20 protein-coding genes and 1 pseudogene are annotated in these 20,600 nt (G+C 32.1%); 20 read left to right on the plus strand and 1 reads right to left on the minus strand.

Annotated elements, in window-relative coordinates:
- The first annotated feature begins 75 nt into the window (after positions 1-75).
- From ACQV2Q_RS00005 to ACQV2Q_RS00035, 7 genes are read left to right on the plus strand one after another with little or no spacing between them, the layout of a single operon-like run.
- A complete protein-coding gene (locus ACQV2Q_RS00005) occupies positions 76-2,382 on the plus strand; it encodes a phage tail tape measure protein (protein WP_428881583.1) in 2,307 nt (768 codons plus the stop codon).
- Between the two features lie 52 nt (positions 2,383-2,434).
- A complete protein-coding gene (locus ACQV2Q_RS00010) occupies positions 2,435-3,115 on the plus strand; it encodes a phage tail protein (RefSeq protein WP_428881585.1) in 681 nt (226 codons plus the stop codon).
- Positions 3,115-3,477, plus strand: a complete 363-nt coding sequence (locus ACQV2Q_RS00015; protein WP_428881587.1) for a hypothetical protein — start codon at positions 3,115-3,117, stop codon at positions 3,475-3,477. Before ACQV2Q_RS00010 ends, ACQV2Q_RS00015 begins: the two co-directional genes overlap by 1 nt.
- Before the next feature lie 18 nt (positions 3,478-3,495).
- The gene (locus ACQV2Q_RS00020) at positions 3,496-5,370 is read left to right on the plus strand and encodes a hypothetical protein (protein WP_428881589.1); all 1,875 of its coding nucleotides are present in this window, start codon (positions 3,496-3,498) and stop codon (positions 5,368-5,370) included.
- Entirely contained in the window at positions 5,357-6,745 is a 1,389-nt protein-coding gene (locus ACQV2Q_RS00025) for a hypothetical protein (protein WP_428881590.1), read from the plus strand. Before ACQV2Q_RS00020 ends, ACQV2Q_RS00025 begins: the two co-directional genes overlap by 14 nt.
- Positions 6,738-7,136 (plus strand): phage holin family protein, encoded by a 399-nt coding sequence (locus ACQV2Q_RS00030; RefSeq protein WP_428881592.1) that lies wholly within the window; start codon positions 6,738-6,740, stop codon positions 7,134-7,136. The genes ACQV2Q_RS00025 and ACQV2Q_RS00030 overlap by 8 nt, the downstream gene beginning before the upstream one ends.
- A gap of 3 nt (positions 7,137-7,139) precedes the next feature.
- Positions 7,140-7,952 (plus strand): N-acetylmuramoyl-L-alanine amidase, encoded by an 813-nt coding sequence (locus ACQV2Q_RS00035; protein WP_428881594.1) that lies wholly within the window; start codon positions 7,140-7,142, stop codon positions 7,950-7,952.
- 273 nt (positions 7,953-8,225) lie between these two features.
- Here ACQV2Q_RS00035 and ACQV2Q_RS00040 read toward each other — a convergent pair whose 3' ends face one another.
- Positions 8,226-9,608, minus strand: a complete 1,383-nt coding sequence (locus ACQV2Q_RS00040) for a DNA cytosine methyltransferase (protein WP_428881595.1) — start codon at positions 9,606-9,608, stop codon at positions 8,226-8,228.
- 115 nt (positions 9,609-9,723) lie between these two features.
- Here ACQV2Q_RS00040 and ACQV2Q_RS00045 point away from each other — a divergent pair, with 115 nt between their 5' ends.
- The 13 genes and pseudogenes from ACQV2Q_RS00045 to ACQV2Q_RS00105 all read left to right on the plus strand — a co-directional run bounded on the left by ACQV2Q_RS00045 (position 9,724) and on the right by ACQV2Q_RS00105 (position 20,560).
- Positions 9,724-10,551, plus strand: a complete 828-nt coding sequence (locus tag ACQV2Q_RS00045) for a SinI family restriction endonuclease (RefSeq protein WP_428881597.1) — start codon at positions 9,724-9,726, stop codon at positions 10,549-10,551.
- Between the two features lie 176 nt (positions 10,552-10,727).
- Positions 10,728-10,937: an SHOCT domain-containing protein gene (locus ACQV2Q_RS00050; protein WP_428881598.1), complete on the plus strand. Its 210-nt coding sequence runs from the start codon at positions 10,728-10,730 to the stop codon at positions 10,935-10,937.
- 59 nt (positions 10,938-10,996) lie between these two features.
- A complete protein-coding gene (locus tag ACQV2Q_RS00055; protein ID WP_428881599.1) occupies positions 10,997-12,559 on the plus strand; it encodes a recombinase family protein in 1,563 nt (520 codons plus the stop codon).
- Positions 12,552-12,968, plus strand: a complete 417-nt coding sequence (locus ACQV2Q_RS00060; RefSeq protein ID WP_428881600.1) for a recombinase family protein — start codon at positions 12,552-12,554, stop codon at positions 12,966-12,968. Before ACQV2Q_RS00055 ends, ACQV2Q_RS00060 begins: the two co-directional genes overlap by 8 nt.
- A complete protein-coding gene (locus ACQV2Q_RS00065; RefSeq protein ID WP_428881601.1) occupies positions 12,958-14,520 on the plus strand; it encodes a recombinase family protein in 1,563 nt (520 codons plus the stop codon). Before ACQV2Q_RS00060 ends, ACQV2Q_RS00065 begins: the two co-directional genes overlap by 11 nt.
- A 281-nt stretch (positions 14,521-14,801) precedes the next feature.
- Positions 14,802-15,926: a hypothetical protein gene (locus ACQV2Q_RS00070; RefSeq protein WP_428881602.1), complete on the plus strand. Its 1,125-nt coding sequence runs from the start codon at positions 14,802-14,804 to the stop codon at positions 15,924-15,926.
- Positions 15,927-16,573: 647 nt separating this feature from the next.
- Positions 16,574-16,918, plus strand: coding sequence for a GNAT family N-acetyltransferase (locus ACQV2Q_RS00075; protein ID WP_428881603.1), 345 nt, complete (start codon positions 16,574-16,576; stop codon positions 16,916-16,918).
- Positions 16,919-17,258: 340 nt separating this feature from the next.
- The gene (locus ACQV2Q_RS00080; protein WP_428881604.1) at positions 17,259-17,774 is read left to right on the plus strand and encodes a hypothetical protein; all 516 of its coding nucleotides are present in this window, start codon (positions 17,259-17,261) and stop codon (positions 17,772-17,774) included.
- Between the two features lie 795 nt (positions 17,775-18,569).
- Positions 18,570-19,010: a class I SAM-dependent methyltransferase gene (locus tag ACQV2Q_RS00085; RefSeq protein WP_428881605.1), complete on the plus strand. Its 441-nt coding sequence runs from the start codon at positions 18,570-18,572 to the stop codon at positions 19,008-19,010.
- 230 nt (positions 19,011-19,240) lie between these two features.
- Entirely contained in the window at positions 19,241-19,429 is a 189-nt protein-coding gene (locus ACQV2Q_RS00090; protein ID WP_428881607.1) for a hypothetical protein, read from the plus strand.
- Between the two features lie 51 nt (positions 19,430-19,480).
- Positions 19,481-19,651 (plus strand): annotated as a pseudogene (locus ACQV2Q_RS00095) (ATP-binding cassette domain-containing protein); the annotation flags it as partial.
- Between the two features lie 9 nt (positions 19,652-19,660).
- A complete protein-coding gene (locus ACQV2Q_RS00100; protein ID WP_428881608.1) occupies positions 19,661-19,891 on the plus strand; it encodes a hypothetical protein in 231 nt (76 codons plus the stop codon).
- A 381-nt stretch (positions 19,892-20,272) separates the two neighbouring features.
- Positions 20,273-20,560, plus strand: a complete 288-nt coding sequence (locus ACQV2Q_RS00105) for a hypothetical protein (RefSeq protein WP_428881609.1) — start codon at positions 20,273-20,275, stop codon at positions 20,558-20,560.
- Positions 20,561-20,600: the final 40 nt, after the last annotated feature.

A 20,600-nucleotide genomic window follows, 5' to 3' on the forward strand; every position in this document is an offset into this window, starting at 1 on the left:
TTACGAAGATATTTTATAAAGCACCTATCAAAAAGGGAGGTGCTTTTTTGATGCCCAAATTTAGGAGGTGATATATTGGCAAATAGAATAAAGGGAATAACGGTAGAAATCGGTGGAGATACGACCAAATTACAGGCTGCTTTAAAGCAGATTAGTACCGAAATAAAACATACCCAGTCTGAGCTGCGTGATGTCAACAAACTTCTTAAACTTGATCCTGGGAACACTGAACTTATCTCACAGAAACATAAGCTTTTAGGACAAACTCTAGAAGAAACAAAAAATAAATTAACTTCATTAAAAGAGGCACAAAAGCAAGCAGAACAGGCACTTGCTGAGGGTAAGATTTCACAAGAACAATATGATGCCCTAAAAAGAGAGATAATTGAAACAGAACAGGCAGTTAAATCCTTAGAAAAACAGGGTGCAACTACCAACCAAACACTTCAAAACATAGCAATAACTGGTGAAAAATGGCAAGCAACAGGTCAGTCAATAGAATCTGTAGGTAAACAGGTTATGCCAGCGTCTCTTGCCGTTGCAGGTCTTGGAGCAGTCGCTGTAAAGACTGCGGCAGATTTTGACTCAGGGATGTCTAAGGTAAAGGCAGTATCAGGTGCTACAGGAGCAGACTTTAACGCATTAAAAGAAAAAGCTCGTGAAATGGGAGCAAAGACTAAATTCTCCGCATACGATGCTGCAGAAGCCATGAACTACATGGCTATGGCAGGGTGGAAAACCAAGGATATGATTAGTGGTATTGATGGAATTATGAACCTCGCTGCAGCCAGTGGTGAGGATTTAGCACTTACTTCTGATATTGTTACAGATGCTCTCACTGCTTTTGGACTTACAGCCGAATACTCATCACACTTTGCAGATGTTCTTGCTGAGGCATCATCCAATGCTAATACCAATGTATCCTTGATGGGCGAAACTTTTAAATATGCTGCACCAATTGCAGGTGCTCTTGGTTATTCAGTAGAAGATACAGCTGTAGCCATAGGTCTAATGGCAAATTCTGGAATAAAAGGCTCACAGGCAGGTACTGCTTTAAGAGCTGGTTTAACAAGGCTTGCATCCCCAACCAAAGAAGTAATCAATGGAATGTCTATGCTTGGTTTATCCATTAAAGACGTGCAAGGTTTATCTCTTGATGAAACTTTAAGGATTTTTAGAGATGCTTTTGCCGACTTAGACGGAACGCAACAGGCGCAGGCAGCCTCTATGATTTTTGGTAAGAATGCTATGTCCGGTATGCTTGCAATCATTAATGCAAGTGAAAAAGACTACAACAGTTTAAGTGACGCCATATACAATGCAGATGGTACTGCAAAAAATATGGCTGAAACCATGCAAGATAACCTTGGTGGTAAAATAGAACAATTAAAATCAGCCTTACAAGAACTTGCTATTTCATTTGGTGAACTCCTTATGCCAGCTGTAAAGAAAATTGTTGATGGGCTTAAAGGTTTTGTAGATATACTTAATAGCCTTCCTACTCCTGTAAAAGGAATTATAGCTGCAATTGGAGTCTTTGTAGCTGCTCTTGGTCCGGTTTTAGTTATTGTAGGAAAACTTATATGGTCAATAGGGACAATTATGACCAAAGGACCTTTAATTATTGGAGGAATTTCTAAAATAGCTGGACTAGTTACAGGAACTATCATACCTGATATAACAGCGGTTGTGTCTGCTATTGGAATTGTGCCTATTGCTATTGCAGCAGTTGTTACAGGAATTGTCCTACTTTGGAAAAAGTGTGACTGGTTTAGAGAAGGAGTAATCTCCATATGGGAGACAATTAATATTTGGAATGGAATAAAAGAGTTCTTTACAAATTTATGGCAAGGAATATCTGAATCCTGGTCTAATTCATGGACTGCCATTAAGATTTTTCTTTCAAATCTATGGACAGGATTTATTGATGGAATAAAAAGTATCTGGCAGGGGGTAAAGGACTTCTTTACCAGTATGTGGGATGGACTCTCTGAAAGTTGGAGTACGGTTTGGTCAGCAATTACTACATTTTTATCTGAATCTTGGAATGCTTTTATTGAAGGAGCAAAGACACTGTGGCAAGGTCTAGGAGATTTCTTCACTAGACTTTGGGAGGGAATAAAGAATATATTTCAAAACACCTGGACTGCTATTTCTACAACAACTACACAAGTCTTTACAACAATTGCTGAATTTTTCAAGACAACATGGGATGGCATTAAGACCTTTATTTCAATAGTCTTAGATGCCATAAAGCTTAAAGTAGAAACAATATGGAATGCTATAAAAGAGTTTATTACTACTATCCTTACGTCTATTGGGACTTTTAATACGACTTCATGGAATAAAGACAAGTATAGAGACTGTACTCACAGCGATTAAATCTATCGTTGAAACCATATGGAATGGTATAAAGACATTTATATCCTCAACTATGAATAATATTAAGTCTTTTGTGTCATCAGCTTGGAATAATATCAAATCTACAATTTCATCAACGACTAATTCGGCAAAGTCTGCTGTATCCTCTGCATTTAATTCAATGAAATCATCCATTTCATCTACAATGTCAAATATACAATCAACTATTAAAAATGGGTTTAGTAATGCGGTTAATCATATTAGAAATCTAGCATCTCAAGCCTACACTTGGGGAGCAGATATGATAAATGGAATTGCAAGAGGAATTAGAAATACCATTGGAAATGTAGTGTCAGCTGTTTCCAATGTCGCCAGTACTATAAGGTCATATCTTCACTTCTCAGTCCCTGATGTTGGGCCACTTACTGATTATGAAACTTGGATGCCTGACTTTATGGAAGGCCTATCTAGAGGCATAGAAAAAAGTAGAAATTTAGTTCAATCGTCCATGAAAAATGTAGCAAGCGATATGATTTTAAATCCAAATATAGCTACTGTTGGAGTAAACAGTAGTGCCATTGAAACGCATGGGATAGATATTGGAAAACAAATATCAGACGCATTATCTAAAATAAACCTAACATCTGAAAATACAGGCGATATTGTGATTCCTGTTTATCTAGGAGGAACTCTCCTAGATGAGGTGATAGTTAATGCATCGATGAGGAAGAACTTAAGAAGTGGGGGGAGATAATGAAACATCAAATCTATTTAATTATTGAAGACATTGAACTGCCACTTCCAGACTCTTACTCATTAGATTATAGAGATATTGAGGCTGACACAGGAGGAGAGACAGAGGCAGGAACTATTCAAAGAGACATAGTTAGAAATAAAGTTGCCAGCATATCAGTTGAGTTTACAAGTAGTCCAAGGCTAGTAAAAGTTCTTACAGGACTTAAAAATAAATCAAATCTAAAAGTAAAATACTTGGATACAGAAACTTTAGAGCTTAAGAATACAGAAATGTATATAGATAAATTTTCAGTTAAGCTTGTAAAAGACACTTCTTACAAGGGATTGTGGGAGGTGTCTTTTTCTTTAGAGGAGTACTAGGTAAGGGGAGGTGATTGAGTGTATCCAACAAGTGATGAATACAAAAGAGTAATAAAGCAAAACTCTCGTAAATTTTACTGGAGTGGAAATATTATCCTAAAAGATGATACGGTCATTCCTTTTACCAATCAGGACATATTAAAAGGGTCAGGATACATTCACCGTTCATCTTCCGGATCATCTGAACTTGAAATAGGAACAGTCTATGCATCAGAATTTGGTATCAGTCTCTTTTCAGATATAGATAGATATAGTTTAGAAAATTCAAAGATAGGACTTTTCTACCATCAAGAGTTGGAAAATAAAATGATAGAAACTATCCCCATGGGAAACTTTGATGTAATGGAGGCTAATAGGTCTAAGAAAATCTTAGAGTTAAAAGGCTATGACTATATGTTGCGTTTTGATAAGAACTTCCCTGTAACAGATACCTTTGGCACAGCTTTTGAACTTCTATCTTTATCCTGCGAAAAATGCAAGGTAGAACTTGGAATGACAGAAGATGAATTAAAATCTTTTGTAAATGGAGAGGAAGTTTTGGCAATTTATCAAGACCACGATATAGAAACATATAGAGACTTTATTCACTATATTGCTCACGTATTGGGAGGTTTTGCTCAAATTAATCGAGAAGGAAAGCTAATAATAAAGACTTATAGTGAGAATGTAAGCACGAGCATCGATGCAAAAGAGAGGTTTTCTTCTTCAATATCCGATTTTAAAACCTACTACACAGCAATTAACTCCACCAATGTTAAAACAAAAACATCTGAATACTATTCTCTTGAGAAAGATGATGGACTTACTATGAATCTTGGAGTAAATCCACTTATGCAGTTAGGTCTTCCAGAAAAAAGAAAGAGAATGTGTGAGGCTCTTCTTACAGAAATTTGTAAGATCCATCACACTCCCTTTGATGCGACAACCATTGGTGATCCCTCTTTAGATGTGGGGGATAGGATTAGCCTTTTATTTAAAGATGAGAACATAGAAGGGCTTATAACAGATATTGAATATAAGATTAATGGAAAACACAGAATTCTAGGAGTAGGAAAGAATCCATATCTTTCAAAGGCAAAGAGTAAGAATGACAAAAATATTGTAGGAATATTAAATCAAATAGAGTCAGAACAACTTGTTGTACATGCTTATTCTAATTATTCAGCGATAAAACTAAGCACTACCGATACACCAATTATACGAATAGAGTTTGCCTCCAATAAAGAAACAGAGGCAATTTTTAATGCGTCTATTCTACTAAATATCATCTGTGATACAGAAGATAAGACTAGAAAAATATCAAGAACATTAATGAGACAGGTTGAGGTTTTAACTGAAGATGGGGAGTCTTATGATCCACCGAAGTTTGAAGATAAAGAAGAAATAGAAGAACTTGAGTTTACAGAAAGTATTGAGATACCAACAAGGCTAGTTATAACCTACGTATTTAATGATACGAGAATTGAACACCATGTGCCTAAAGAAACCTACTTAAGTGGAAATCATATTTTAAATCTTTTTTATCCTCTTACAAAACTTCAAGAAAAGACTATGAACAATTTCTCTGTACTTATAAGATTAGAAACAGGGCAAGCTATGATAGGTAAAGACAATGCAATAGCTGCTATAAGTGGACAATCCTTAGGCTCAACAGAGGCTTGGGATGGAAAGATAAAGATTGATGAATCTTGGAATAAGATAAAGCTTGAACACTCATTTTTGCTTAGAAAAATAAAAGATGAATATACAGTTGAAAGACAAGTTCCAAGGCCTATTATCTTTAACGAGAAAGTAGCAAGATTTAAATATGAAGGACTCAAGTTTGGAAATTTAAGTGAAGAATTAAGTTATGAATTAAAAGAAGAGGAGGAAGGAACAAATGCTGAAGGGTAAATCAGTCATTGAACTTACCGATGTAAGGACGAATAAAAAAGAAGTATATGAAGATGAAAACCTAATTACAAATGCGGTACCGGATTTACTAAGACTTAATCCCATGGGGTTAATGTATCCCGTAGGAGAATCTAGAATAACAGAATATGATAAGGAGATTTTTCCAATAGCAAAAAAGTGCTATGGAGGAATTTTACTTTTTGAAGATAAGCTGGTAGAAGAAGCAGACAAAATATTTGCTCCATCGGATAATCAAATCATTGGTTATGCATCAAATGATGTAAATCAAACAGATGCTCCAAAAAGAGGTTCGGCAAATTTAACAGAAACGACACCACTTGAAAATGGTCATAAGTTTGTTTGGGATTTTTCTACATCTCAAGCTAATGGAAGGATATCATCTTTAGCCCTCACACACTACAGGGGAGGTAAATACTTTTACGGAGACACTCATGGGAAAGACCCTTTTATTTTACTAAACAGGACTTGTTTTTATAATAACCGAGAATTATCAGACAGCTATAACGGTTGTGTTGAGATGGATTTTAAAAATAATTCATTAGTATCAATTTGGCCTATAGATGAAAAATCTATAGAACTGATTAAATTGAAATCGCCTTTTACAAGTGTTGGATTAAATGATCCTATTAATGGCAAAGCTAATTATGCAGAAGAAAAAATTACTATCGATGTATCAGAATTTTTTAGTCAATGCTACAACTGGTATGAGACTTGTTTTTATGATGGAGAGGATGGATATTGGTATGGCTTCGGAACTAAAAGAGAAAATTTGGTAAGAATAAAGATAAAGAAAGATGATTATTCTACCAAAACTGATGTGTGGTCTTTAAATGGTATACGTCTGCCTGTTTTAGGAAGTTATAATAAAAAAACAAGTAGTTACTGCCATCGTTATAACTATTGTTGTATCAAAAATGGATACCTCTATGTACTTGGAAAATATTCAACAGATAAAGTTTATAAGATTAATATAAATAATCCCGTTGATATTTCAATAATAGAATTGGGAAAAGAAGTTAATACTAGTAGATATTCGGGAGAATACAATTATTTATATAATTGGGGTGATTATATTCTAGGATATAAATTTGTTATAGATAAAAACGATCAAGTTATAGTGAATGATGTCTCTAATTATGATGGAAGATTACCCAACTATTTAATGACGGAAGTAAAAACTATAGGACCACTTGCTATTGGATTTGGAGGATATGAAGAAAGATTTTATAAACTGTTGTATCTTCATACCCCATATCTTGGAACAATCAATAACCTATCAAGTCCAATATTAAAGACAGCAGATAAGACAATGAAAATAACCTATATTTTAACAGAGGAGGAAGTAAATGAGTAAGATTTTAGAAACCATGAGAGTTTTCTTTATAGCCCTTGGTGGTTATATAGGATTTTACCTTGGAAATGTAGATGCCTTTATCTATACCCTACTGGCTTTTATAATAGCTGATTACATTACAGGTATTTTAAGGGCAGGAGTAGAAAAGAAACTTTCATCAAGTATCGGTTTTAAAGGAATAGCGAAAAAGATTATGATTTTTATTGTGGTAGGGATAGCAAACCTATGCGATGTAAATTTACTTAAAGGTGATGGAACTATAATACGTACAGCCATCATCTTTTTTTATATAGCAAATGAGGGCCTATCTATATTAGAGAACTCAATTGCCATAGGCCTACCTGTACCTAAAAAATTACAAGATATGCTAAAGCAACTGAAGGAGGAATAAGAAATGACGAATAGCCCACTAGTAAACTTAAGGATATATAGCCCCAACCATAGTGGAAGGAGAAATCAGCCCATTACTAAAATTGCCATCCACCATACAGCTGGAGCGGTTAGTGCAGAAACCATTGGAAATATTTTCAAACCAAGGACAAGAAGGGCATCATGTAACTATGGTATTGGCAATGATAACAAGATAGTCTTATGTGTAGATGAAAAAAATCGTTCCTGGTGTACATCATCTTCCTGGTGTGATAATAGGGCGGTTACAATAGAAGTTGCAAATTCAAAAAATGGTGGCAATTGGCCAATAAGTGATAGAGTTTTAACTACACTTATTGACTTAGTTACAGATATTTGCAAGAGAAATGGAATCAAGAATTGCACCTATACAGGAGGAAAGGATGGAGTGCTACAAAAACATGAGTGGTATTCAAATACAAACTGTCCAGGACCCTATCTCGGCAGTAAGTTCTCCTATATTGCCAGTGAGGTTAATAAAAGATTAAGGGGAAATAAATCAGTAAGTAAATCAAAAGGTGAACTATATAGGGTGAGGAAATCCTGGTCCGATGTTAAAAGTCAAAAGGGAGCGTTTAAGAATTTAGATAATGCAAAAAGATGTGCTGATAGATTTGGATTAAAAGTGTTTGATGAAAATGGCAAGATAATCTATCCAATAGGTAAAACAATCGACCAATTAGCAAGAGAAGTTATTCGAGGTGGTTGGGGTAATGGAGAAGAAAGAAAAAGAAGACTGACTCAAGCAGGATATGATTATTATGCTGTTCAGAAAAGAGTAAATCAAATCATACAATAAGGATAAAATTATGCCTGTGCCGACTTATGGTACAGGCGTTTTTTTATTTACATACCTTTTAACGTTATTAGTAAAGGGGTGTGCGACTCAATAGAATAGCCATTTTGAAAAGTCAAGGATTAAATTGTATCAAAAAGCGAACAGACATAGATCCTGAATGAGGATATGCGTGATAATAAATATAAAAAAGCAAATTAAAGGAGATTCGATAAAGGTGCAGAATCTCCTTTTTCATGTAATTCACATAACTCCAAGTATATTAAAAGAAGAACACTAATAATCAATATTAAATATCGTAAACTCTTTGTTTAGGTTATTGATATACAGTTTTTCAAAAACTTCATCAGAAGTATTTTTATATCTCGAATATCTAAAGTTATTATATTTATTAGTTTTTACGCCATTCATATCATTTAATATGGTTTTTCCAATAGCTTCTCCTAATTTAATGGGCACAGCATTTCCAATTTGCTTATACTGTTCCATGATACTACCGTAGAACTTATAATCGTCTGGAAAACCTTGTATTCTAGAATATTCTTCTATTGATAAAGCTCGTAATTCAGTTGGATGTATTAAATCAGTCGCGGGCATTATTGGGGAAGTGACCAATGTTGGACTAGGTTTATTGAAACTTAATCTTCTAAAAAATCCAGTTTTTCCACCACCCATATTAAATTTATTACCCATGGCCTTTTTCTGATCCTCCATATTTAATGATTTCCAGTTTCCACCTTCTGGTATTTTTTTAAACCATTCTCTTCTAGATTTTGGTATATCTACATAATTCATTGATTTATTTTGTATATCAGAAATTGCATCATATAAAGTTACCAAAGGTTTGAGACCTAAAGTCTTATCATCAGAATTAGTTGGTGTAAGGTACTCAGGTTTATCTCCGTTTAACTTGCCAATAATTACAAATCTTTCTCTGCTTTGTGGAGCGCCAAAATACATAGCGTTATATAATTCAAAAGATATACCATATCCAGCTTCTTCGAGCGTGTTTTTTATATAATGCAAGGCGGCACCTTTTATAGGAATATTATTATTTTCTGGAAGAACAGCCTTTGTTGTTAATAGGCCACGCACATTTTCTAGAATGAAATATTGAGGTTTAACCTCTATTATTAATTCAACATATTTTATCAACACGCTTCCTCTAGAATCTTCAAAGCCTTTTCTATTACCAGCCGTTGAAAAAGCTTGGCAGGGGGGTCCACCAACAAATATATTAATTTTATTATCCTTAGGTAAGTTTGCATACTTATATATTAATTCCTTATCACAGTTATTTATATCATCTAATAGACCTATATTTTTGTGATTATTTACTATAGTGGCTCTTGCTGCTTTATTATTTTCAACAGCTAGTATGGGTTTTATCCCAACATTTTGGAGACCTATATCCAAACCCATAGCTCCAGAAAAAAATGAGACTGCAGTTATATTTGGTATGGTTTTTTCTTTTCTAATAAAGTTATCAGGATTAACCACAAAAGTTCTTTCTTGTAGTAAACTATTTATTGATTCTTTTGGTACAACCCAATTGTTATCATCGTCTTTTATTGCATTTAATGTATTATCTTTAATAAGCTTTCTGACATATTGTTCTGAAATTTTTAATATTTCAGATGTTTCTTTTGTATTTAACAATAGTATGAACTCCTTTGCGAAACTATTTTTAGACCCATTCAATTATATCATACATTTAGTAATATATCATTAAGTTTGTTATAATATATTTATATTGAGTCAGGGAGGATTTGAAATGGCACAACAAACTTATGTTAAAACAATGAAAGATAAAAACATTACAATCGAGGAGGCAAAAGAAGGATTTAAAAAGGCAAAAGATTATATTAAAACAGAATATTCAAGAAGCAATTATCAAATCAAAGAATACTGGCTAGATTCAATTGACCAACTTTTTGAATATGCAATTAAATATAATCCAGAGTTATTTGTATCTTTACATCATGCATCTGAGGATTATTTTAAAAAGTGGATAAGACGTTTTCTAAATGAACGATTACAACCCGCTACAGAAAAGAAATTAAAAACATATATGGAACTAGATTCTGCTTTGACAGCTAGAGTAGATAAGGTAACCAGAGCATCTGATGAAGATTTAAAAAAATATATTTATGGTCATGCAATCTATATGAGTGCAGAGAACTTTAATGGAGCAATTTTAGAAGAATATTTATCAACAATTTTAGAACCCATAGGTTGGATTTGGTGTTCAGGATCAGTCTATAGAGCTATCGACTTTTGTTTGTTAGATTATGATGATAATGAAAACAATTCTGTTATGCTACAAGTAAAAAATAAGTACAATACAGAAAATAGTTCGAGTTCTGCAATTAGAAGTGGAACTACAATTATAAAGTGGAATAGATTAAATAGACCAGATAGTACAGATTTAAGTAAACCAATTCCAAATTGGGAAAACTTAAAACAGTTGGTATTAGCTCATACCAATATTACTGATAAAATTACTGAACAGAAAATTAATTTAGCAGTAAAAGAATTAAATGAGGATTCGTATCTTAAATATATTCATGAAAATTCAACTACCGAGGTTGAGAGTCTATAAAATTCTTATTTAAAATATTATATTTGATTAAAATAGAGGAAATTTTTACCTCTATTTTTTTATTAGTATTATTTCTCAAAATCAAGCTAATTGTCCAAAGGGATATAGAAGGTGAGAAATTAAGACAAGGTTAAAAATTGACTAAATTTCTTTGCCTGTGACATGGGAGGTGGATTATGAAAGTAGATAAGGTTGAAGGTAAAAAAGAGATTCAGGTAAGAAAATATGGAGAGAATGAACTAAAAGGAGAACTTAATTTCTATTTAGCCGATAAAATGATTCGAGATTTATTTCTTTTAGATGAAATCAGCCTTGAAGAATACAGGAAAATTAGGAGAGAAAACATCAAGAAATTCAAACCTATTCTTTCAGAATTACTGCTATAAGACTTGATAAATACTAAGTTGTACGGGAATATAGCACTAGCAGAAATGGAGGTGAGACAATGAAAAAGATTACTAAAATAGAAGCAAATCAAAAAGAAAATCCTATATTAAGAGTTGCTGCTTATGCAAGGGTATCAACGGATGAAGATGCTCAGCTAGTAAGTCTTAAGACTCAGAAGACCCACTACGAAAAGGTGATATCTGAAAATGAGGATTATGTTTTTGTAGGCCTATATTATGATAAGGGAATATCCGGGACAAAGAAGGATGGAAGAGATGGGATTTTAAAAATGCTAAAAAATTGCGAAGAAGGAAAGATAGACTTTATTCTAACCAAATCCATCTCAAGACTTGCAAGAAATACTGTTGACTGCTTAGAAGTCGTAAGAAGACTGCTTGATTTAAACATTGGTATCTATTTTGAAAAAGAAAATATTGATACAAGGTCTATGGAAAGTGAATTGATGTTATCGCTTCTTTCATCCCTAGCAGAAAGTGAATCCAGGTCAATTTCTGAAAATAATAAATGGTCCATAAAGAGGAGATTTCAAAATGGAACCTTTATCATATCATCTCCACCATATGGCTATGAAAACATTGATGGGGAAATGGTAGTGAATCAAAAAGAAGCAGAGATTGTAAAGAAAATATACCAATTATATCTTGCTGGGAATGGAACCCATAGAATAGCAGATGAGCTTAATGATAGAAACATTAAGGGGCAAAGAGGAGCAAGATGGTATGGTTCAACCATTAATGCAATATTAAAAAATGAAAAGTATGTTGGAGATGTACTTTATCAAAAGACTTATACTGATACTGCCTACAACAGACATACTAATAATGGGGAAAAAGCCCAATATTTGCTTTTAGACAATCACGAGACAATTATAAGCAGGGAAGACTTTGAAAAAGTCCAAGACTTGATAGAACTTAGAGCAATAGAGAAAGGTAATGTAGAAAATACAGGTAAGTATCAGAATAGGTATGCATTATCAGGAAAAATTAAGTGTGGAGAATGTCATTCAACTTTTAAAAGAAGACATCACTACCAACCTAACGGAAAATATATTGCATGGACTTGTACAAAACATTTAGAGGATATTCATAAGTGTTCCATGAAATATATAAGAGATAAAGATGTTAAATTAGTTTTTATAACTTTAATCAATAAATTAATCTTTGGAAAAGAGTTCATTTTGTTACCACTTTTAGAATCTGTAAAAAAGATCGATAGTAAAGAAGAAGTGAAAAAACTAAATGAATTAGAAGGCGAGTTAGAAAAGTTAGTTGATAGAAAAGAAGTATTAAACAAACTCATGACATCAGGAATTCTGGAAGCTAGTGTATACACTGAAGAAACTATAAAAATTAGGGAGAAAGAAAAAACACTGATAAAAGAGAGGACAAGAAGTGAAAATGCAATCCTTGGTAACGATGAAGAAATAAGGGAACTAGAAAAACTAATAGATTTATTATCTAAAACTGACATGCTTAAGAGTTTTGATGATGGTCTATTTATAGAAGTCATTGATTATATCCTAGTGGTTGATCGAAATATATTTGATTTTTATCTAAAGTGCGGACTTGTTCTTAGAGAGGAGGTAGAAGTGAGTGGCTAGATTATGTTATGGCGATATGATTAAAGATGGGAAATTTGTGATAAACGAAAAAGAAACTCAAAATATAAGAGGGATTTTTAGAAATTATCTAGAAGGAAATTCACTTATCAAGTCTGCAGAATTAATGGGTATTAAGAAAAATAATTCTAGTGTAAAAAGAATTCTCACTAATAAAAAATATATGGGAAATGAGAATTACCCAAAAATCATAGATAAAGAAAGCTTTGATATGGCTGGTCAAATGATTAAAGACAGGGCAGTAGCTATGGGAAGAGTATGGAAAAAGAGAGAGAAGGAAATAGAAGTTCCTACAGAGTTTTTATATGAAAAGGGGGAAGTATTGCCCATAGATCCATTTGAAAGAGCTAGATATCAATATAGCAGGATTAAGGTGATTGATGATGAATAGCAAAGTTATTGTTATACCAGCCAAAAAGAAACAAGGGAATACCATCAAAGAATCTGAAAAGAAGAAGCTAAGAGTAGCAGCCTATGCAAGAGTATCCACAGACAGTGAAGAGCAAGCAACTTCTTATGATACACAAGTAGAACATTACACGGAATATATTAAAAGAAATCCGGACTGGGAGTTTGTAGGAGTTTTTGCAGACGAAGGGGTCAGTGGAACTTATACTAAGAAAAGAGATGGATTTAATAAAATGATTGAAGAAGCTATGGCTGGAAATATTGACTACATCATTACAAAATCCATCAGCCGTTTTGCAAGAAATACCCTGGACTGTTTGAAGTACATTCGTAAACTTAAAGAAAATAACATTCCCGTATATTTTGAAAAAGAAAATATCAACACAATGGATGCTAAGGGAGAAGTCTTACTTACTATTATGGCATCTCTTGCTCAACAAGAAAGTCAGTCTTTATCCCAAAATGTTAAGCTGGGCTTTCAATACAGATTTCAGCAGGGACAAATTCAAATAAATCATAATCGATTTTTAGGATATACAAAGGATGAAAATGGCAAACTAATCATCTTTCCAGAAGAGGCGAAAGTAATAAAAAGGATTTACAGAGAGTACTTGGAAGGGGCAAGTCTACGAGATATAAAAGAAGGTCTGGAAAAAGTTGGAATTACAAATGGGGCAGGAAATAAGAAGTGGCATATTTCAAATCTCAATCAGATTCTTACGAATGAAAAGTACATGGGAGACGCTCTCTTGCAAAAAACTTATACAGTGGATTTTCTAAATAAGAAAAGAGTAGAAAATGATGGCATCGTGCCTCAGTATTATGTAGAAAACAGCCATGAAGCCATCATACCAAAAGAAATCTTTATGAGAGTTCAGGAAGAATTAACAAGAAGAGCAAATATGGTGAGTGGTAAAGGGAAAAGAAGAATTTACTCTAATAAGTATGCTCTTTCAAGTATCGTCTATTGTTCCAAATGTGGTGATATCTATAGGAGAATAATGTGGAATAATAGGGGAAAGAAATATCCAGTTTGGAGATGTTGTACAAGAGTAACTCAGGGGCCAAAGACATGTGATGCTAGAACTATTAAAGAAACGGGTCTACAAGAAGCAGTCGTTGAAGCAATAAATCAACTTATAACTGAAAGAAGCAAATTAAAAGTAATTATAAAAAGAAATATAGAGACAGTCATCATAGGGACTGCCAATGAAAAAATAGAAGAAATTGACGAAGAAATGCTAAAAGTCCAAGAAGAATTATTGAAAGTTGCAAATGCAAAAGAAGATTACACAGACCTTGCAAACCAAGTAGAAAAGTTAAGGAATGAAAAAGAAAAGATACTACTTAAAATGGCTGAAGAAAAAAACTCTCAAAATAGACTAAAAGAACTAGAAAATTTTTTGGATCATCAAGATTTTGAAATAGAAAGCTATGACGAAGAATTGGTTAGAAAATTAGTAGAGAAGATAATATTGTATGAAGAAAATTTAAAAGTAGTATTCAAATCTGGACTTGAGGTTCAGATTGATTAGTGAACAGCTCATATTATGGGGCTGTTTTTCCTTTGCTTATAAATGGTATAATATAAATGAAATATATACATAATTCATGATGGCAACAAAAAATATTAATTGTTAGGAAGGGACTATAAATTATGCTATTTGATGAACGAGACATGAGGGTTTTTCAAAATTCTGATTCAAGAGTTTATTTTAGGGAAATACTGCAATCTTATTATAGCCAGAATTATCGAGCTACTATTGTATTATTGTATTCATTCGTTATCTATGATTTATTCATGAAACTACAGACAATGGCAATTGAAGGCGATACCAAAGCAAAAAATATGGTAGAAGAAATAAATAGCATGATTAAAGATGATGAGAAATATTCAATCGTGGAGAATAAGATAGTTGGGTACTTCATTGAGAATCATGAACTTTATTTTAAAGATTTTAAGGAAGATATTAATTATCTAAAAGATTGTCGTAACAAGTGTGCACACTTGAAAGTAGATGATAATACTCTGTATGTACCAAATGACTATCAAGCAAGAATGTTAATTTGTTCAATGTATGATAATATTCTTTCTGTAAAAGCTCCATTTATTTTAGATTTATTTAGTTTTGTAGAGACAGATGTTGAAAGTTACGCAAATGCAGTGTTTTACTATCCAGGAAGAGAAATAGAAGAAAATATTAAAAATAATATTAAGAAAAAATATCTTAGTAGGATGACTTACAATTCACTATGCAAATCATATAAAACATTCATTAAACTGAATTTTATATCTGATGATGTTGAATGTAGAAATAATGCAAGTGGTCTTTATGTATTTATTATTGCTATGACTGAATTTATTATTAAAAAAGGCCACTCAGAAATCTTTAAAGAAGAAAGTATTCTGGAAATTTTTTCTAGAATAAACATTGATAATCTGAAAGATGATAACATAAAATTTAGCATGTTGGTAGATATAATTACTAATTTTCCAGTAATAATGGAAATAATAAAGATGGATAATGAATTACTTACATTTATTGCTGACAAAGTACTGAGTGATCCAAGGGAGCTGGGTAAATATAAATATTTTTATCCTTCTGGAGAAAAAACTGCAAATCAATGGTTTAAAGATAATTCAAGCTTACAAGATCCATGCTATATTAAAGATATTTTTGATACTTTGAAGGATGAGAGAGACTTTGATATAAATGAATTCATAATTATAATGATAAAATCTGTGCCATCATATTATGGTTTTGATTCGGCTGATTCTTTCATGATATTTTTCAAGCTACATTATAGAGAGTTTTCAGATGATACAATTGAAAGAGTTATGGATGAATATTATAAAAATGACCAATGCATAAATAGATCTAGGCATGATGATGATATTAAAGAAATTGAAGAAATTTTAAAAGAAAATTCTGAAAAATAAAATTATAGTCAAATTCTGATAGAATGAATTAAAAACAGTGATTAGGTGAATTTAGCTATATTAATTTAAAACAACGATGGTTAGGTATAGATGTATATGGAGTTATATTTTTGATATATTCTCACATACGAGGATTTCTTAGAATCTCAAATGTTATCCATACTGTCGACTCAAGCCACATCGAGTGTGTGGTGTTGTTTTAAAAGGTAAATAGTAATTAAAGATGACGCCTGTGCACCTCACAAAAAAGTGGAGAAAATATTACAGTTGAAAAATAAGCGAGCCCTAGAATCATGTTTCTAGAGACATGGTTCTGTGGCTCGCTTTTGTTGTATAATATAGAATATCAAAAGGGTTCGGTTTCACAAATAAAATTTATATATTTTTAATTTATTCAGACTAAGTATAAATTTAGTACAAAAGATGTTTTGATATAGGAAAAGGATGTATTACTACTTTTATTAATCTGTTTTTCATGAATTTGAAAATGTTAAAAGAGAAATCGAATTTTACCTAGTATATCAGAATGATTTAGGTAAGCTAGCAAATCGATTACTGAAGAAGGTAATTCGGTATTACCGCAAATGTTTGGTAAGAATTCTGAAATGATATAAATTTATTCAAAGTAAAGAAATAAGGTGAATTACTTGAAATTAGCTAAAATTACAGAGCAAAATATTTATGCTGTGATGGCACTCAAGCTTAAGCCGAATCAAAGCAATTTTGTAAGGGACCCACTCTTTTCTTTAGCTGAGAGTTATTATTATCGTGATGATGATACAGTGCTTTTGTTTGCATTAGAAGAGCAGGATGAAGTTGTGGAATTCTTATCTTTGATAACAGAAATTAAGGAAAAAACAGTTCATATTTGGCGTATTATGATTGGGAGTCAATATCAGTCAAAAGGATATGGAAGAAAAGCCTTAAGAGTGATTGAGAATACATCCACACCCTTAGGGGATACGAAAAAATTGTATCTGATTACGTGGTAGGTAATGTAGCTATGAAACATCTATTAGAAACAGAAGGTTATGTTGAGACTGGAAAACAAGAGGGTTGGAATGAAGTCATAATGACTAAGAAATTAATGAGATGAAATAGCTTAAAAATTATTTAAAGGGCATAAAAACTGATGAGTGCCTTCTAATTTTTAAATAATAACCTTTTAAGGATTAGTTTTTCATGACCAATTACCTCAGCTAACTCTGGATGAGTTGTGGTTTTTAATTGTAAAATAATAGTATCATGAATTAACGAATAAAACATCGAAACCTTGCCTTCAGTTATAATGAGTGATTTTAACAATCAACTACAAATAGAAAGACGAGAATTATGAGCGTCAATTATAGAAATGAAATTCTAGCGCAACTTGCTGAGACTTATTATAAATTTTTAACTTTATTGGATTATTATGATGAGTATTTTATGGTTGGTATTAAAGAAGGTAAAAGTAAGTTTCTATCTAATTTAAATATCTATCTAGCTTGTAAAAATATTCTAAATTCTAAAAATAATAAGTACTACACAACTGACTTTGTTACGGAGAAAGCCTTGCATCAATTAATGAAGGAGGATCATAAGCACTTAATTTATGAGCATATTATTCCAAAACAAAGATTTATTCAGTCTATTTGTGAAAATTTAGCTTCTAAAGGTGAGCTAAAACAAGAATTTGTTTTCAATCAATTAAACAAATATTTGTGGACTGCAACAGTAACAAAAGCTGAAGATTATTTACTCAGTAGAACTAAAATGCCAAATGTTTGGGATACTAGTAATCTTTTATCTAGATATGAAGCTGCCAACATTACTCTCATAGAACATGATAAATCATATCTACTTAATTAAGGTATCGGTTAAATTTATTTATAGCACGATTATATTCTCAATCTTTCTCGTAGCAAAATATCTTGCAACCAATTATAGATGAGCAACTTCAAGGAGGAGTTTCCACTCTTGTAAACAAAATTGCTTTAGTAGATTTTGGTATTGTTTTCGAGAGAATTATTAGGACATTTGAAACAAAGTGATAAGAAAATCGAGACTATAGTTATGATGTCAATAAAATTGCACCAGACAAGTAAATAAAGTATTGAAAAATAAGGCTTATTCAATAGCTATCGTTAAATCGTTGGTATAGCTTGGAATAAGTCTTCTTTTTTTGATAAAAATATTGGTGATGAAATTAATAGTTGATAAAACTTCTCCAAAAACAAAAAATGCACACACCTGCACACACCTAATAAAGCAAAGGGTAATTTTAAAGATTCTCTAATATATAATCAACAATAGTGAGACTTATTAGTATATAAAAATCTAATTAAAATCATGATTAAAAAAGGGAAATTGTTTATAGTATTTAAATATTATAACAGTAATTGGATGTAGTTAATATGGAGCGAAGTTAGATTTTAGAAGACGATGTTAATGACTATATAAAAGGAAGAAGAAATTACTGGTAACTTAATAGAATGAAGGAAAGATGGGAATAAAGTATGAATAATTTAAAGGATAGAGAAATTGTAATAAAACAATACGCAACTACTGAAAATTTGGAAAAAGAATTTTAATACATAGAAATATTCAACTAATAAAATTGGTTTTGGAAATTGGGTTTTTTCAAAGTATGAAATAGATAATAATATGAGGTTATTAGAATTAGGTTGTGGCAATGGAGATATGTGGCAAGAAAAAGATTTAATAATAGAAACTTGTGATAGGTTGGTTCTATCTGATTTTTCTCAAACTATGGTAAACTCAGCTAAAATAAAACTAAAGAATTATAAAAATATTTCTTTTAAAGTTATAGACATTCAAGAAATACCTTTTGAAGATGAGTCTTTTGATATTGTAATTGCTAATATGATGCTATACCATGTGCAGGATATTAATAAAGCAGTATCTGAAGTAAAAAGAGTTTTAAAAGGCGGAGGTAAATTTTATTCTGCAATAAACGGTGAAAATGGAATAGTTAAATATATTTCTAACAATCTTAGTAATTTCGGGGTAGAGAACACTTTAAATAGAAATTTCACATTGCAAAATGGTAAAGAAATTTTATTAAAAACATTTGAGTTTATCTAATATGACGCACTTATCAAGAATACCAAGGGATACAATAAAGCACACTTTAGAAAAAAATAAAACTAATGGAGTTATAAAAATTCCAAAGGAATATGGAATGTTTATTTCTTTAAAGGAAGAGTAATATCTATGATTTTGAGATTGGAAAAGAATTGAGATTTAGTAATAAAAGTAATGAAGGAAGTTTCTAAGGAACATAGAGGACTAGGTCATAAAGTTTGGCTAGATGAATGGTTGGATATAGAAAATCTACTATCCTAACCATGAAGGGGCGCTTGTTGCCTCTTGCTCAAGGGAAGGTGACGATGGGAGGGATAGATATTCATCAACAACCTTCGGGTGAAGTAGCTAAACATCTCGCAATCCTAATGCAAGATAATCATTTTACAGTTCGGTTAACCGTCAGACAGTTAGCATGATTCGGTCGTTTTCCCTCAAATAAAGGACGCTTTTCTCAGGAAGATTATGAACGTGTCGATTATTATTTGAAATTTTTAGGCTTATTATCCTTACAAGATCGATATCTGGATGAGATATCAGGCGGACAACGACAGTGTGCCTTTATTGCCATGGTTCTCTGCCAAGAAACGGAATACATCTTATTGGATGAACCGCTCAATAACCTAGATATTGCGCATTAAGTGAATTTGATGAAACAATTACGCTTAGCCTGCGATCAATTTGGCCGCACAATTGTCATTGTTCTTCATGATATCAATATGGCTTCACAGTATGCCGACTATATTTGCGCGATTAAAGACGGTCAACTCTTTCAGTCAGGTAAAGTGAAGGACATAATGAAAAGCCAAACATTATCAGATTTATTTCAAATACCGGTGGATGTAATGGAAACTGATCGAGGCTTAGTGGCTGTATATTAAAAAGTTTTTGCAATCATAAATGATAATGTGAGTCCTAAATACAGACAATAATTTACTTTTTTCTACGGCCTGTAGCCTATCCTTGATAGGGGAAAGGCCGTTTATTTTTCTCTTTTTAAACCCCTCTGTCTCTTTCGAATTGGATTTATCACTTTTCCGAATGGTAGGTTGCTACAGCTTTATTAGGTAAATTTTCTCTGAAGACTCTGGATAAGCTGCGAGTTTAATTGTAAAATTATACTATCACTTAAATAATAGAAAGACAATTTAGGATAACTGTCTATTAGACAAACTAATTTGTATTAATACAAAATCTGTTTTTCTTAATGAAATACGATTTATAATAACAGATTCTATTATATTTTTGAAAGAAGGTTCTAAATGGAAATAATTCATAGATATTTTGATAGTCCTCAAACTTATCATAATAAGGATATTCAAGCTTTAGTAAAAAACACATTAAATACTAGAAATAGTTTATCGGATAGTAATATTCAAATTTATAAATTACAACTAAAAAAAATTGCTTTTGAATTAGGAGGATATTATGGTTCGTTTCTAAGCGATAAGGCACACAGGTTTTATTTTTCATTAATAGATTTTATCTTTCCTCGAGAAGATATCCCTTATATAGGCAATGATTTTTTAATGCAGAAAAATCTTTTGTAGCTGGTATTTCTTTTTATTTAGGTATGATAGGCGCAAAGGT

The organism is Facklamia sp. P12950, from assembly GCF_050409465.1.
In the GTDB taxonomy this organism is placed as follows: Bacteria; Bacillota; Bacilli; order Lactobacillales; family Aerococcaceae; genus Facklamia.